We start from the raw sequence: 15,310 nt of genomic DNA, 5'->3' as shown, positions 1-15,310 counted from the left end.
AAGACCTGCTATCACAGCAGCCCGCGAAAGCAAGAGGGGGCGCGTGGCGCAATCAGACCGAGCGCAACAATGCCACGGCTTTGCCTTGCCAAACAGGTCGGGTAACCTTGCCGTAAGATGCAGGTGAGCGCCGTAGTTCCGGGAACAAGGCAAACAGTTCTTCGGCCGTTTCCGGTGCCAGCCCAGCCAGACCCTGGCGACCAGGGAAAAAGCTTTCCGAGACAAGACCCGCGGTCCTGAGCAATTGGTGGTGATCAAACAGCAGGTGAACATAGGTGACGCTGTCGCTCGGCGCCTGGATCACGGTGGTTCCGTTGACCAGCGATATGGCGGGCACCAGTATCTCGGCTTCACCGAACATCAGTTCTGCCTGCCAGCCGGATATCAAAATGCGGTGCTGCGGCGAGACCAGCACATCAGTTTTTGCCCCCAGCGTGCCTGCGCAAATCTGGATCGGCGCGAACCGACCACGCCCGGGCACGGTACGCTGGCCAACCCAACGCACCGGTTGCAGGCCATTGTCCAACGTGCTGACAGAGTCGCCCGGTTGCAGCGTTTCGATCCGTCGCGCCCCATCCGATGTATCCACCATCGTCCCGGCGGTGAAGCAGGCGGCGCCGCTGTCCCCGGGGCTTACGGGAGCATACACCAGCGTATTGGTGTCTGGTCGATTGAACTGCAGCGATGTCGTGGTTTGGTTCGGGCCGACCAGCACGGGCAGATTGACCGAGGTTTCCCCCGCTGCAAGCCCATTCTGAGCAACGATATTCGTCGTGCCGCCACCAATATCGTAAAAGTCGATCACCTCTCCTGTGGCTGTGTTGGTTAGGGCGTACGCTTCGTAGTTTGTCGAGCCGCCACCGTTTGGATCAGTGAGCAGGATCGGGAAGTCATCCGCTGAGATTACATAGACAACCTCATTGTTGTCGGTGTCGACGGTCACTTGCGCCGTTGGAACACTGGTGAGCGGGATTTCAATCCCGACCTGACCATTGGCCTGATAAAAGGACACAGTGAAATTGGCCGGGTCTTCGGAGGCACCAATCGACACTTCCAAAAATTCGCTGACGCCCGAGCTTGCGGCATAGGCGTTGGAATAGTGGAGTTCGCTGATACGGGCCAAACATCACCCTCCGATACAGACACGCGACAATATCCGTCATCCCAGACCGTATTCAATCCGAGAGGAAGACACTGGCAAACCGAATGTTAACCGGAAAATGGCCTATTCAGTAGCTGTATTCGGGATAAATCCGCGTCAGATCGCCGTTCCAGTCACCATTGTAGTGTTCCAGCAACTCATCAGCAGGCACCTTGCCGGTTTCGATGCTTTCCTTCAGCGCATTCAGGAAATGCGTCTCATCTGGCACAAGACCCCCGGCACCCGGACGGGCGCGGGATTTGAGCCCGGCTTCTGAGATCGCCACAACCTCGCGCGCCAGATCGTGCATCTTGATGTCGCCAACTTGCGCTTGCAGGCCTTTGACGGCGGCTTGCACCCGCAATTCCTCGCGCGTTTCAGCATCCCAGCGCTTGACCAGATCCCAGGCGGCATCCAGCGCGCCTTGGTCGTAGGTCAGGCCAACCCAGAACGCAGGCAATGCACACAGCCTGCGCCACGGGCCACCATCGGCCCCGCGCATTTCCATGAATTTCTTGATCCGCGCTTCTGGGAAGGCGGTGGTCAGATGATCGGCCCAATCCGACAAGGTTGGTGTTTCACCGGGCAAAGCGGGCAATTCGCCTTTCAGGAAATCCCGGAAGGATTGCCCCAAGGCGTTGATGTATTCGCCGTTGCGGTAGACAAAATACATCGGCACATCCAGCGCGTATTGCACATAGCGTTCAAAACCGAACCCATCTTCGAACACAAAGGGCAACATACCGGTACGCGCATCATCCAGATGCCGCCAGATATGGCTGCGCCAGCTTTTCTGGCCATTGGGTTTGCCTTCGAAGAACGGCGAATTGGCGAACAGCGCCGTCGCCACCGGCTGCAGGGCCAGCGCGACGCGCAGCTTCTGAACCATGTCGGCCTCGGAGCCAAAATCGATATTGACCTGAACCGTACAGGTGCGGCGCATCATGGCTCGTCCCATGGTGCCGACTTCTTCCATGTAATCGTTCATCAGCCGATAGCGCCCCTTGGGCATCAACGGCATCTCCTCATGGGTCCAGATCGGAGCCGCGCCCAGACCAATGAAACCCACACCGATCTCGTCGGCGATGTCCTTCACCTCACGCAGGTGAGTATTCACCTCATCGCAGGTCTCGTGGATCGTCTCGAGCGGAGCGCCTGATAGTTCCAGCGCACCGCCGGGTTCCAGGCTGACATTGGCCCCGTCTTTTTCCAAACCGATCAGCTTGCCGCCTTCACGTACCTCGCCCCAGCCATGGCGATCCCGCAGCCCCTCCAACACCGCCACGATCGAGCGTTTGCCTTCAAACGGCAGCGGCTTAAGGGTGTCTTTGCAATAGCCGAACTTCTCGTGCTCGGTCCCGATGCGCCAATCTTCCTTGGGCTTGCAACCCGATTCCAGATATTCGGCCAGTTGTTCGTGGCGTTCGATGGGACCGCCGCCGGACTGAGGGATAGACATGAGACCTGTGCTCCGATCCTGATGTGTCTGTCTTGACGGTCAGTCGTGGGCGCAATTGGCGCCAGTGTCAATGCAACCGAAGATGCGCGGGACGTGAGGGCGTGCGCTCCCAAATCACCACCGGATGCGCCGAGCGGCCGTTCAATTCCGTCAGCATTTGCTCGGTTTTCAACCCCGGCAGGGCCGAGAAAACATCGAACAGCGCCTCGGCCCCTTCCGCATTCACAGGAATGTGAAGCGCCGGCTGCCCTGGTTGGTCCAAAACCCAATGCGCCGGGGCCGAGGTGGGATCAAGCGCCAGCCGTTCAATCTCACGCGTGGCAACCATGCCACCGTCCAGCGGTCCGAAATAGGTAATCTGGCCCTCGTCCACCGTCACAATGCCCTGCCCGCCCGATCCCGTACGAAACCGGGCACGTTGAACCCCGATCACAGCCAAGGCACTGGCGACCACAACCAGCACCCATCCAAGCCATCCCAGCAAACCACCCGGTCCGTTGATCCAACTGAGGCCGAGGATCAGAACAAACACAGCGATCAGCACTTCGCGCCAGCGCCATAGGGCCAGCTTTGCTTCGGGTCGGATAAAGCTCATGACAGCACCTTTTGTGGGTTTTGTAAAAGCGCGATGCGATACCAGCCAACCTGCTGGTACCCGAGCGCCTCGTAAGCCCGTGCAGCAGGTGGATTGTTGGCAAATAGAATGGCGGTGTCTGCACCCTGGTCCTTTGCCTGTTGCAAAAGCGCGGTAGTGACCTTGCGGCCAAGCCCCCGGTTTCTGTTCTCACGTGGCACGAAAACTCCGCCGACCTGAATATGACCCGCAACCGCCGCATTGATCGCTGCCATGGCCACCGGGGAGCCCTCATCCAGCAAAACGATGACGCGGCCGGATTGGACATCCATCGTGGCGCGACCGTCAGCCATATCGCGCGCTTCTTGACCGCTGGCCTGACCAGTGTCCTCGAAGTAGTCTGCAAACCAATTTAGCAGGATCGGGCGGTCCGCGTCGGTAGGGGCGCGATATGGCATCGGAGCTGTCGGGAGCTTCTGTAGATCAAGGCGATAAAGCGGCTCATCATGGTGCAGGCGATACGCTGCCTCCCCAATGCCCAGCGCTTTCAGAATAGCCTGAACCTGCGGGGCAACGCCGGTCATACCCAACACCGTCTGATCCTTGATCATGTCTGCGAAACCTTGCGCAGCCTCTGGCGTACTGTCCGGCAGCTGCGCCATCAGATACCCTTTTTTCGTCAGGCCGAACACGCCTTCGATCTGGTTTTTTCCCCAGACAAAGAATCGAGTCGAATGCTCAGATTCTGTGAACCCTACGCCATGCGCTGCTAGATTACTGCGCAGGAACATGGATGTATCGGGATAGTCGGCCAGAAACACCTCAATCGCCGGGGCATCAGATGGGTTGGCTTCCCGGATCATGACCAATCCCCCAATGCCTGTTGCCACATGGTCAGCGAGGCGACCGCTGCTGTATCGGCGCGCAGGATACGGGGCCCGAGGCTGACAACATGCGCATAGGGCAATGCCGCCAAACGCGCGCGCTCTTTGTCAGAAAACCCGCCCTCGGGACCGATGAGAATAGCCCATGGCTGGCCTTTCTCATTGGCGGCCAATCGAAGGGCCGAGCCAGCCTCGGCCTCATCACAAAACATCAGGTTCCGCCCCTCAGGCCATGTGTCCAGCACCCGGTCCAACCGCTTCAACTCGGCGACCTCGGGTACGAAGGTTCCGCCACATTGCTCGGCAGCCTCAACCGCATGGGCTTGCAGGCGATCTTGCCGAATACGTTCGGAATTGGTGAATTCTGTCTGCACCGGCAGAACCCGCGCAGCCCCCATCTCGGTTGCTTTTTCCACAATGAAATCCGTGCGCGCCTTTTTGATCGGTGCAAAAAGAAGCCACAAATCAGGGGGCAACTGCAGCGGTTTGGTCTGCTCCACACAGCTCAGAACACCGCCGCGTTTTCCGGCCTCGGCCACCTCGGCCAGCCACTCGCCATCCTCGCCATTGAACAGGGCCACAGACCCACCCACCGACAGGCGCATGACACCGAACAGGTAATGGGCCTGCTCGCGCGTCAATTCAACGGATTGCCCCTGACCCAAAGGCTGATCTACATACAGTCTGATCTTCGCACTCATGAGGCCTTACATATGCAAGGCAATGCCCCAACACCAGATGGTCAGGTCGCTGATGCCGTAAGCGGGAACTGGGTAGACACATATGCCCCGAACTTCACCCGCCCGTATCTGCGCCTCAGCCGCGCGGACCGACCTATCGGCACATGGCTGCTGCTGATTCCCTGTTGGTGGGGTTTGGCGCTCGCAATTTTGCATGACGGGCAACCCAGGCTCGAAGATTTGTGGATCGCCATCGGTTGTGCACTGGGTGCCTTCCTGATGCGCGGTGCGGGTTGCACCTGGAATGACATCACAGATCGCGAGTTCGACGCGCAAGTGGAACGCACGCGGTCGCGCCCTCTGCCATCCGGGCAGGTCACCGTTCGGCGAGCTGTGATCTGGATGATCCTACAATGTGTGCTGGCTCTGGGCATCCTGCTCAGCTTCAACCAAGCGGCAATTGCGATGGGCGTTCTGTCGCTGTTGCCCGTGACGATCTATCCCTTTGCCAAACGGTTCACATGGTGGCCTCAGGTGTTTCTGGGCCTTGCTTTCAACTGGGGCGCTTTGCTGGCTTGGGCAGCCCACACGGGCAGTTTGGGATGGCCCGCAATCACGCTCTATCTGGCGGGGATTGCGTGGACGTTGTTTTATGACACCATCTACGCGCATCAGGATGCGGAAGATGACGAGCTTGTCGGTATCAAATCCACCGCACGCCTGTTTGGCACCGATACCGCCAATTGGCTCAAATATTTTCTGGTGGCCACGGTGGCCCTGATGGGGCTGTCGATTGTCGACGCCATGGTTCCCCATGCATCCATTATGGCGTTGGTCATTGCGCTTGGCGGCCCCTGGGCCATGGGCTGGCACATGATGTGGCAGTTGCGCGGGCTGGACATCGAAGACAATAGCAAGCTGCTGCAATTGTTCCATTCCAACCGGGACACCGGCCTTATTCCGCTGATCTTCCTCTGCGTTGCACTGTTGCTCTGATTGCACCTTCTGGCCGGGGTCTGTAAGAGTTCGCCAAACGCCCGAGGAGTTCAAAGCCCGCACATGCGTCTGCCCTATGTTCTGTCTGTTTCCCTGATCTTTGCTGTGTCTGCGGGGCTCTCACTGTTGGCGGCCAGTTTTGCCGTCACAAAGATCGAAGAAACGTCGGAATTTGCCGTGCGCCGCGCGCTGGACCTGAACGGCCACGATTGGGCCGAAGTGCAATCCGACGGGCTGCGCGTTGTTCTGACCGGGACTGCACCGGATGAAGCCAAGCGCTTTAACGCCCTGACTGCCGCAGGCACCGAGGTCGATACTTCGCGCGTCATCGACGAGATGGGTGTCACCCTAACCACCGCTCTGGCCGCGCCCCGCTTTTCGACTGAGATTCTGCGCAACGACAGCGGTATCTCGATCATCGGCCTGATCCCGGCCAGTGAGGATCGGGAGGAACTTGTCGACAGGTTAAACGATCTGGACCCGACCGTGGCAGTGTCGGATCTGATGGAGACCGCGGACTATCCCAAGCCCGAGGGCTGGGACGATGCCATTACCTTTGCCATCAGCGCGCTTTCACGACTCCCCCGTGCCAAAATATCGGCCAGCCCAGGGCTGGTTCGGGTGACGGCGATTGCCGACAGTCAGGCCCAGAAAGAAAGGCTGGAGCAGGCGCTGACCCGCGCTGCCCCGCCCAGCTTGCGGATCGGCCTGTCGATCTCGGCCCCGCGCCCGGTGATCACACCCTTCACGCTGCGCTATCTGATCGGCGACGATGGCGGACGATTCGATGCCTGCTCGGCCCAGGATGAGGATGCCCGCGACCAGATCATGGCGGCGGCTCAGTCCGCAGGTTTGACTGCCCCGTTCAGCTGTACGATTGGCCTGGGCGTCCCTACGCCGCGCTGGCCCGAGGCGGCTTCGCTGGGAATCAAGGTATTGGCGGAAATCGGCCAGGGATCATTGACTATATCTGACGCAGATATGACCCTGATCGCCGCGCAGGGCACAAATCCGAACGTGTTTGATCGTGTGGTGGGCGAGTTGGAAAACGCACTGCCCGAGGTCTTCGCCCTGCACGCCGTTCTGCCAAAACCAGAGGCAGAGGGGGCAAATGAGCCCACCGAATTCTCAGCTACCCGCAGCCCCGAGGGCCTTGTGCAACTGCGCGGTCGGGTCAGCGATGAAACACTGCGCGACATGGTCGACAGCTATGCCCGCGCAACCTTCGGTTCGGAACAGGTGTACACCGCCACCCGTATTGTCCCCGAACTTCCAGGGGACTGGCCCGTGCGCGTTTTGGCCGGGCTTGAGGCGCTGTCTCAGCTTCACAATGGCGCGCTGACCGTTACGACGGAGACGGTCGACCTGCATGGCATCAGCCATGATCAGGAGGCAAAAGCCCGGATCGCTCGCCTGTTGTCCGAGAAACTGGGCGACGCGCAAGAATTTAGCCTGTCGATCACCTACGTGGAGCCGCCCGAGCCCGAGGATGCCCTGCCCGACCCAGAGCAATGCGAAGAACAGATCGTCCAGATACAGTCCGCCAGCAAAATCGCGTTCGAGCCCGGCTCTGCCACGATTGCAAGCGACTCGCGCAATACAGTTAATCAGATCGCCGACATCCTGCGCGACTGTGGTCCAATCCGGATGGAGATTCAGGGTCATACCGACAGTCAGGGCCGCGAAGAGATGAACCAACAACTCAGTCAGGCGCGCGCGCAATCCATATTAAACGAGTTGCGCGGAAGGCGGATTCCAACCTCAAGCTACACAGCCGTTGGCTATGGTGAAACGCAACCCATAGCCGACAATGAGAGCGAAGAGGGCCGCGAAGAAAACCGCAGAATTGAGTTTCGTCTGATCCGCCCCGCGCCCACCGAGAACACCGAGACAGGGCTGGAAGCGCTTGAGTCCGAGACAGGCGCGGCAGAACAGACCGACACGACCGCATCGGAACCCGAGGCGGATGCAGAGGACCAGTAAGTTGAACAGAATCGAATTCATCATCGCCACAGCCATCATCTTGTTCGCGGCGTTCTGCATGGGCTGGTTCGCCAACTGGCTGGCACATCGCCTGTCGCGCGTCCGTCAAAGCGACGTGGCCGATCTGGACCGCATGAGCCAGGAACTTCACGAAGCCGAAGAAACCCGCGATCAGGCGATCACCTACTTGCAACAGCGCGAGGCGGAGCTGACCAACCAACTAACCCAGACTGAGGCCGAGCTGGCCGCCGCCATGGACGGGCTGCGCGCGGCAAGGCAGGAGGCTGAGGAGTTGCGCGGACGGATCAACAACGCGGATTGAGTTCAACCAAAGATCAATGCCAACAGAAACTGTCAGCCTTCATTCGCAGGTTGTGCTCGCTTCAAATGTTTGTCGTGCATCGCCAGAAAATGAATTTAGGTTGGTCTGAATTGACTCAATGAACTTTTGATCTCCGTAACCGCCAATCAACATAAGATACTTGTCCGCAACACGTCGGGAAAACATTTTTTCATGCATGGGCTCTGCGCCCCCAAAGGCAAAAAATTCGCTTGTCAACCCGCGCTCAATCAGGCTCTGGGCAACTTTGGCGTGGAACAGCTCGAAGGATCTCATGAATTGGACGTAGTTTGCAACTTCAATTTCTGCTCCGAGTGCTATCAACGCACGGCGGGCATACTGATCATAGGGCGAAAACACTTCTGGCATTCTGCAGAAGAGATACTTAGAAACCAGAGAGACGGGCCTTCCGTAGGCAGTTCTCGTCTTATTCAGATCTTCTAAGTCCAGAACAAAACCAGGGCTGCTGATAGCGCACAAATTTTGGTATCGATCAGCAATTTTTGTAAGCGCTTCACACAGTTCCCGCCTTTTGTTCTTGTTTGCATTTCTAGCAACTTTCCAAGTTATCAAAAAACGTTTGAGTTGCTGCTCGGTAATTCTAACGTTGTATCGAATTCTGTCGCTATGCGCTTTTTCGCTTTCGTGTTTTTTCCCGCTTTGGAACCATGCGCGACTTGCTTCGAAACATGCCAATAGAAGTCGGTTTTCCGGATCGGAGAGCTGCACAGATGTTACTTTCCTTATAGTGCGTCTTCGGGAATCTGGTTCGTAGTTCTCACAGAGTAGCTTAGGCAGGGTTAATGATTTACTACCAACGCCCCAGCGCGTCTTCGTCCTCATCCTTTGCGGCAACCCATTCCGCGCCTGAGCGCGTGATCTCTTTCTTCCAAAACGGCGCGCGGGATTTGAGGTAGTCCATAAGGTACTCGGCCGCCTCGAACGCATCCTTGCGATGCGGGGCGGCCGTGGCCACCATCATGATCCGGTCCCCTGGGGACAACCGCCCATAGCGATGAATGACCAGCACATCCCCCAATGACCATCGCATCTGCGCCTCTTCGGCGATCTTGGTGAGGGCGCGTTCGGTCATGCCCGGATAGTGTTCGATCTCCATCACGTCCAGATCACCCGAGACCAGATCGCGCACCACGCCGGTAAAGGTCACGATGGCGCCATTGGCGTCGCCCCCGGCGGCAAAGGCATTAGCCTCGGCCCCCAGATCGAACGGCTGTTCCTGAACGACGATACGCATGTCAGCCGCCGGTCATGGGTGGAAAAAACGCCACTTCGCGCACACCATCCAAGGGCGCATCGAAATCCGATAGTTCCTGATCCAGCGCCACGCGCAGGGCCGAGATATCGGCAAATGCAGCAGCATAGCGGTCTTCACGTGCGCTGAGTTCTGCAACCAGTTCCGACACGGTCGCTGCATCTGTCTCGACCTTCTCTTTCGGCAGACCGATCCGCTCGCGCACCCAGGCGAAATACAGCACGTTCATCGGTTAGCTCTCCTTCAGATGAGGCATGGCTTTACGTAGGTAGTCATAGCCGGTGATCAATGTCAGCGCCGCAGCGATCCACAGCAGCCATAGGCCGATCTGGCCTGACCAGTACATACCCTCAAGCGTCCAGCCTATGTTGTTCACATCCTCTATTTGGCCGGTCAAAACCTGATCAATGGTGATCGCATCCATCCCGAATGTGGCCATCACAAAATAGTGCTCGAAAATACCCTGCGAGAACAGGATCGCAATCGCTACCATTTGAGCGGTTGTCTTCCACTTGGCCAGTTTGGTGACCTTGAGTGTACCAGCGACATCGCCCAAATACTCGCGCAGACCCGAGACGAAGACCTCGCGGAACAGGATCACGGTGGCGGGCAGAACCAGCCAAGGTGTCCAATGCTCGGTCGAATAGCCGACAAGGATCATCAGCGCGATCACCACCATCGCTTTGTCGGCAATCGGGTCCAGCATCGCCCCGATCTTGGTTTCCTGTTTCCACGCGCGCGCCAGATAGCCATCGAACCAGTCTGTAATCGCTGCCGACAGGAACAGGACCAGCGCAAACCAATCCGCATAGGGGCGGGTGAAATACAGAAACATTACGGCCAGACCGGGGGCTGCCAGCAAGCGCAGCAAGGTCAGAATATTCGGCAAGTTCCACTTCATGGGCTGACCCTACATCGCCGGGTCAGGACAGAAAAGACAAAGGGTTAAAAAACCGCACCAATCCCAGAGGCTTGGTCAAAGTGGCACAGCCGACCAGATGTGCCGTTTTCGCCCTTGGCCCCGGGCCGGAATGACGTCAGATTGCGGATGATTTTGCCAAAGGCAGACCATGACCTCACATATCGAAACGGACGCGCGCGCCAATTTGGTTGGCAGCGCCTGGATGATCGGCGCAATGGCGTGTTTCGCGCTGGAGGATGCGCTGCTGAAAGCAACCGCTTTGGCCTTGCCCATCTGGCAAACACTTGTCCTGTTCGGGCTGGGCGGATCGCTGATCTTTGCCAGCGTCGCCAAGGCGCGCGGCACACGCCTGTGGCAGCCCGACGTCTTATCGCCTGCAATGAAAATCCGTGCGGTTTTTGAGATTCTGGGGCGTCTGTTCTACATTCTGGCCTTCACGCTGACCCCATTGTCCTCGGCCACAGTCATCCTGCAAGCCACACCGCTGGTGGTTGTCGCGTGCGCCGCGCTGCTGTTCGGCGAAACCGTTGGCTGGCGGCGGTGGAGTGCCATTCTTGTGGGTCTGATCGGTGTCGTCATCATCATCCAACCAACAGGCGACAGCTTCAGCGTCCTATCTTTGCTTGCCGTGTTCGGGATGTTGGGGTTTGCGGGGCGTGATCTGGCCAGCCGTGCGGCACCGGCCAGTCTGGGCACCGAAGTGCTAGGGTTTTATGGCTTCGCCTGTGTGATCATCGCGGGGTTTGCCTATAGCTTTTGGGAACAAGCACCTATTGTATCGCTACCCCTCGACACAAGCCTGCATATGGCCGGCGCCGTGATCCTCGGAACCATTGCCTACGCGTCGCTGATGAAGGCCATGCGGACCGGAGAAGTGTCGGCTGTGACGCCCTTCCGTTACTCCCGCCTGCTGTTTGGGGTTGCGTTGGGCGCAATCTTCTTTGGCGAGCATCTGGATCAGACAATGTGGATCGGCAGCGCGCTGATCGTGGCATCTGGGCTTTACATCCTGTGGCGCGGACGGCGGGCCTAGCCCTTGTCATGGAAGAAATCGTAGACTTTTTGCGCCAACCCGGCTGAGATCCCCTCGACCGCTTTCAGATCTGCCAGATTGGCGCGGCTGACCGCCTTGGCGCTGCCGAAATGGGTCAGCAAAGCACGTTTGCGCGCTGCACCCACGCCGGGGATTTCGTCCAGAGGCGTCGCCCCAACCGCCTTGGCGCGTTTCGCGCGATGGGTGCCGATGGCAAAGCGGTGAGCCTCATCCCTGAGGCGCTGAATAAAATACAATACAGGGTCGTTGCGTTTCAGGGCAAAGGGGCGCTGACCGATGCGGTGGAATTCTTCCTTACCGTGGTCCCGGTCGACGCCCTTGGCGACACCCACCATCGGGATGTCTTCAACGCCATACTGTTCCATGATCTCTTGCACTGCGCTCACCTGCCCGGCCCCGCCATCGATCAGCAGCAGATCGGGCCACATGCCTTTGTCGCGGTCGGGGTCTTCCTTTTGCAGGCGGGTAAAGCGACGGGTCAGAACCTCTTTCATCATTCCAAAGTCATCGCCCGGGGTCAGGTCATCGCCGCGAATGTTGAACTTGCGATAGGCGTTTTTCATGTAGCCTTCGGGCCCTGCCACGATCATGCCACCCACCGCATTGGTGCCCTGGATATGAGAGTTGTCGTAAACCTCAATTCGTGCCGGAGGCGCATCCAGATCAAACGCTTCGGCCACACCGCGCAGCAGCTTGGCTTGCGTGGCACTTTCCGACATGCGGCGCGCCAGCGACTCGCGCGCATTGCGCAGGGCACCGGCGACCAGCTCTTGTTTTTCACCGCGTTGAGGCACAAGGATTTCAACCTTGCGACCTGCCTTTTCAGTCAGCGCCTCTTGCATCAGATCAGCATTCTCGACCCCGTCTGACAGGATCAACTGGCGTGGCGGTTCCTTGTTGTCGTAGAATTGACCTAGGAAGGCCTCCATCACCTCAGCCGGAGACACATCGGCCCCAACCCGGGGATAGAAATCCTTGTTCCCCCAGTTCTGGTTGGCCCGGATGAAAAACACCTGCACGCAAGCCTGTCCGCTGTCCATATAAAGGCCGATCACGTCCGCCTCGGTCACACCGCGCGGATTGATGCCCTGGCTGGTCTGCACCTGCGTCAACGCCCGGATGCGATCACGCAATCCTGCGGCGCGTTCGAACTCCATCGCTTCGGACGCGGCCATCATTTGGTCGGCCAGATCTTCCTGCACCTTGGTGGATCGCCCCGATAGGAACCGTTCCGCATCTTTGACACTTTCGCGGTAGTCGCCCTCGGAAATCAGGCCAACACACGGTCCCGAACACCTTTTGATCTGATACAGCAGACAGGGCCGCGTCCGGCTGTCGAACATGGAATCCGAGCAATTGCGCAGCAGGAATGCCTTTTGCAACTGGTTCAGCGTCCGGTTCACCGCCCCCGCACTGGCGAAGGGCCCGAAATACGTGCCTTTTTCCTTCTTCGCCCCACGATGCTTTTTGATCTGCGGAAAGGCATGATCTTTGGCGACCAGTATGTTCGGAAAGCTCTTATCGTCCCGCAGAAGCACGTTGTACTTAGGCTTAAGCTGCTTGATCAGGTTTTGTTCCAGCAGCAGCGCCTCGGTCTCGGTCCGTGTGGTCAGGAACATCATCGATGCGGTCGCGGCAATCATCTTCTCGATCCGACCGGAATGCCCCGGGCGCGTATAGTTCGACACCCGCGCCTTCAGGTTTCGCGCTTTGCCCACGTACAAAACCCGACTATCGGCATCCAACATCCGGTAGACGCCAGGCGAACTGTCCAGCGTCTTCAGATAGCGCTGAATGCAGGCGTAGCCGGTTGGCTGAGTGTCCGAGGTCGATTCGCTTGGGCCGGTCATAGCTCTGAGATATGATTCTCTGGCATTGGCTGCAATCTTGTGGACCACAGTTCAAGAGAAAACAAATCCACGGTTTCTGTGGATAAGTATGCAGATAAGTTTCCCTGATCTGGGAATCTTCCTTGTTTCATTGCCAGTTCGCCGATTTGCACAAAAATTAGGCGCTCTCCTAATGCTTTGTTTTATAATGCTATTTTTTTGAGGCGCCGGCAAGTACATGAAAAAAAAGACATTTTTGTAACGCGCATGTAACAGGAAAGCGAGCGGTGCAAAACTTACAGCGGATTTACCTATTCTACGCCCAGAACATCGGGGGTTTGCCACCCCAGATGCTGCCCGCCATCAACGCATAAAAGCTGCCCTGTGACCGCATGAGCATCGAGAAAATAGCCAAGTGCCGCCGTGATATCCGAGGGATTCGCACCGCGTTCCAGCACCGTGTTCGCGCGTTGGGCCTGAAAGTGCTCCTCAGATTGTCGATGTCCTTGCATGGTCGGGCCGGGCCCAATGGCGTTGACTCGGATCGCAGGTGTCAGCGCCTGCGCCGCCGTTCGGGTCAGTGCCCAAAGCCCCATCTTGGCAATGGTGTAGGTCATGAATTCCGGCGTCAGTTTGCGCACCCGCATGTCCACCATGTTGACGATCAGCCCGGTCGCCACCGGTTCACCCTGCGCATCAGTTTCGGGCTGCAGGCCCTGTTCTGCCATGGCCTGCGTCAGCACGAAGGGTGCCCGCAGGTTGCTATCGATGTGCCGGTCCCAGCTTTGGCGCGTGGCCGTGTGGATGTTGTCATATTCAAAGATAGAGGCATTGTTCACCAGACAGGTGATCGGCCCGCCCAGCGCCTCAGCCGCGCGTAGAAGCAAGGCCGCGACCTGAGCCTCATCCAACAGATCAGCCTGCAGCGGGACCGCCTTGCGGCCCAGGGCTTCGATCTGTGCAACCGTCTCTGACGCAGGCTGTTCCGAGGTCGCAAAATGAACGGCCACATCATACCCGCGCCCGGCCAGATACAGCGCCATTGCCCGCCCCAAACGGATTCCGGCTCCGGTTACTAAGGCTCGGGACATGGGCTACCTCTCTTTGTCAGATCACATCAGCAATGCGGTGAGATAAAGCGCATAAAGAAACGTCAAGACCAGACCCCAGATGCGAGAGATATCCTGTTTGAAAAACACAAACGGGATCAGCAGCAGCGATGCCCCCAGCATCACCCACAGGTCAAAGCGCAGGAATTCCGGGTCGACGGGGATGTTGCCGAACCAGGTGGCAATGCCGACAATGGCCAGAAGGTTGAACATGTTCGACCCTATCACGTTGCCCAGCGCTACGTCCGCCTGTCGCCTCAGCGCGGCCATAACCGTTGTCGCCAGTTCAGGCAGAGACGTCCCAATCGCGACCAGCGTGAGGCCGATCACGGTTTCGCTGATGCCATACATACGTGCGATAATTGTGGCGTTGTCCACCAGAAGGTGCGCGCCCATGGGCAGGCCGATCAGGCCCAGGATCAAGTAGATCGAAATCTTCCAATACGGCATGTCTGGATCAGCCTCTTCCAGACCATCCAACTCATCATCAGCCGCGCAGGCTTTGCGATGTGCTTTTGCATCTCGAAACGCGTTCCACAGAACCAGCCCAAGTGCGGCCAACAGGATTGCGCCGCTGAACAGGTTGAAGACACCACAAAAGGCCAGGCCAATGAACAGAACACTCGCCAGCAACATAAAGACATAGCTTTTGCGGCTGTCGCATTCGCTTGTGTGCAGGGTCGCTAGCAATGCGGGCACACCCAGTACCAACAGGATGTTGGCCGTATTGGACCCAACGACATTGCCCAGCGCAAGACCAGGCGCACCTTCGTCAATCGCGCTGATGGCGATCAACAATTCAGGCGCCGAGGTGCCAAAGGCCACGATGGTCAGGCTGACGATCAGGGCAGGTACCCCCAATCGTAGGCTCAGGTTCACTGCTCCGCGTACCAGCGCATCGCCTGCCAACAGCAGGATCACCAAACCCAGGCCGGAGAGCAGCCATGCCGTCATGTCCGGCCTCCTTTTTCACAGGCACAAGGCCCCTTGCCGATCTGGAATCTGCCACAGCGCGGACATTTGGCCGAGCTCAAACGTTTTTGCCCGGGAAACCGCAGCTTGCCGA

At 58.2% G+C, this 15,310-nt stretch carries 16 protein-coding genes; 4 read left to right on the top strand and 12 right to left on the bottom strand.

What is annotated here, in order from left to right; translation table 11 throughout:
- Nucleotides 1-52 precede the first annotated feature (52 nt).
- From ACR0KG_RS16350 to ACR0KG_RS16330, 5 genes are all read right to left on the bottom strand, one after another.
- The gene (locus ACR0KG_RS16350) at nt 53-1,123 is read right to left on the bottom strand and encodes a Hint domain-containing protein (protein ID WP_480827874.1); all 1,071 of its coding nucleotides are present in this window, start codon (nt 1,121-1,123) and stop codon (nt 53-55) included.
- Between the two features lie 106 nt (nt 1,124-1,229).
- Complete coding sequence (locus ACR0KG_RS16345) at nt 1,230-2,600, bottom strand: glutamate--cysteine ligase (RefSeq protein ID WP_480548430.1); 1,371 nt, start codon at nt 2,598-2,600, stop codon at nt 1,230-1,232.
- A 67-nt stretch (nt 2,601-2,667) separates the two neighbouring features.
- On the bottom strand, nt 2,668-3,195 hold the full coding sequence (locus ACR0KG_RS16340; RefSeq protein WP_170535662.1) for a hypothetical protein: 528 nt from the start codon (nt 3,193-3,195) through the stop codon (nt 2,668-2,670).
- Nucleotides 3,192-4,037, bottom strand: a complete 846-nt coding sequence (locus ACR0KG_RS16335; protein ID WP_480827873.1) for a GNAT family N-acetyltransferase — start codon at nt 4,035-4,037, stop codon at nt 3,192-3,194. The genes ACR0KG_RS16340 and ACR0KG_RS16335 overlap by 4 nt, the downstream gene beginning before the upstream one ends.
- The gene (locus ACR0KG_RS16330; RefSeq protein WP_480544437.1) at nt 4,034-4,759 is read right to left on the bottom strand and encodes a 16S rRNA (uracil(1498)-N(3))-methyltransferase; all 726 of its coding nucleotides are present in this window, start codon (nt 4,757-4,759) and stop codon (nt 4,034-4,036) included. The genes ACR0KG_RS16335 and ACR0KG_RS16330 overlap by 4 nt, the downstream gene beginning before the upstream one ends.
- Before the next feature lie 12 nt (nt 4,760-4,771).
- Between ACR0KG_RS16330 and ubiA the strand changes: the two genes are divergently transcribed.
- The 3 genes from ubiA (at nt 4,772) to ACR0KG_RS16315 (ending at nt 8,039) form a co-directional block, all read left to right on the top strand.
- Nucleotides 4,772-5,734, top strand: a complete 963-nt coding sequence (gene ubiA, locus ACR0KG_RS16325; protein WP_480548427.1) for a 4-hydroxybenzoate octaprenyltransferase — start codon at nt 4,772-4,774, stop codon at nt 5,732-5,734.
- A gap of 63 nt (nt 5,735-5,797) precedes the next feature.
- On the top strand, nt 5,798-7,717 hold the full coding sequence (locus ACR0KG_RS16320) for an OmpA family protein (RefSeq protein ID WP_480827872.1): 1,920 nt from the start codon (nt 5,798-5,800) through the stop codon (nt 7,715-7,717).
- 1 nt (nt 7,718) lies between these two features.
- Nucleotides 7,719-8,039, top strand: coding sequence for a hypothetical protein (locus ACR0KG_RS16315; protein WP_170446384.1), 321 nt, complete (start codon nt 7,719-7,721; stop codon nt 8,037-8,039).
- A gap of 39 nt (nt 8,040-8,078) precedes the next feature.
- On the opposite strand, the gene ACR0KG_RS16310 is transcribed toward ACR0KG_RS16315, so the two are convergent.
- The 4 genes from ACR0KG_RS16310 to pgsA all read right to left on the bottom strand — a co-directional run bounded on the left by ACR0KG_RS16310 (nt 8,079) and on the right by pgsA (nt 10,231).
- Nucleotides 8,079-8,786 carry a hypothetical protein gene (locus ACR0KG_RS16310; protein WP_480827871.1) on the bottom strand — a complete coding sequence of 236 codons (708 nt, stop codon included), beginning with the start codon at nt 8,784-8,786 and terminating at the stop codon, nt 8,079-8,081.
- A gap of 82 nt (nt 8,787-8,868) precedes the next feature.
- Nucleotides 8,869-9,312, bottom strand: a complete 444-nt coding sequence (locus ACR0KG_RS16305) for a molybdenum cofactor biosynthesis protein MoaE (protein WP_480544440.1) — start codon at nt 9,310-9,312, stop codon at nt 8,869-8,871.
- Between the two features lies 1 nt (nt 9,313).
- Nucleotides 9,314-9,559, bottom strand: coding sequence for a molybdopterin converting factor subunit 1 (gene moaD / locus ACR0KG_RS16300; protein ID WP_480544441.1), 246 nt, complete (start codon nt 9,557-9,559; stop codon nt 9,314-9,316).
- Nucleotides 9,560-9,562: 3 nt separating this feature from the next.
- Nucleotides 9,563-10,231, bottom strand: a complete 669-nt coding sequence (gene pgsA, locus ACR0KG_RS16295; protein WP_480827870.1) for a CDP-diacylglycerol--glycerol-3-phosphate 3-phosphatidyltransferase — start codon at nt 10,229-10,231, stop codon at nt 9,563-9,565.
- A 169-nt stretch (nt 10,232-10,400) separates the two neighbouring features.
- Here pgsA and ACR0KG_RS16290 point away from each other — a divergent pair, with 169 nt between their 5' ends.
- Nucleotides 10,401-11,285, top strand: a complete 885-nt coding sequence (locus tag ACR0KG_RS16290) for a DMT family transporter (RefSeq protein WP_480827869.1) — start codon at nt 10,401-10,403, stop codon at nt 11,283-11,285.
- Here the strand turns inward: ACR0KG_RS16290 and uvrC are convergent.
- The 3 genes from uvrC to ACR0KG_RS16275 form a co-directional block, all read right to left on the bottom strand.
- The gene (gene uvrC, locus ACR0KG_RS16285) at nt 11,282-13,156 is read right to left on the bottom strand and encodes an excinuclease ABC subunit UvrC (RefSeq protein WP_480827868.1); all 1,875 of its coding nucleotides are present in this window, start codon (nt 13,154-13,156) and stop codon (nt 11,282-11,284) included. The genes ACR0KG_RS16290 and uvrC overlap by 4 nt on opposite strands.
- Before the next feature lie 290 nt (nt 13,157-13,446).
- A complete protein-coding gene (locus ACR0KG_RS16280) occupies nt 13,447-14,226 on the bottom strand; it encodes an SDR family oxidoreductase (RefSeq protein ID WP_480827867.1) in 780 nt (259 codons plus the stop codon).
- Between the two features lie 21 nt (nt 14,227-14,247).
- Nucleotides 14,248-15,198 (bottom strand): calcium/sodium antiporter, encoded by a 951-nt coding sequence (locus ACR0KG_RS16275; RefSeq protein WP_170535642.1) that lies wholly within the window; start codon nt 15,196-15,198, stop codon nt 14,248-14,250.
- Nucleotides 15,199-15,310 lie beyond the last annotated feature (112 nt).

This window comes from Ruegeria sp. H4 (genome assembly GCF_056533065.1).
This window is presented reverse-complemented; position numbering and strand designations above follow the sequence as displayed.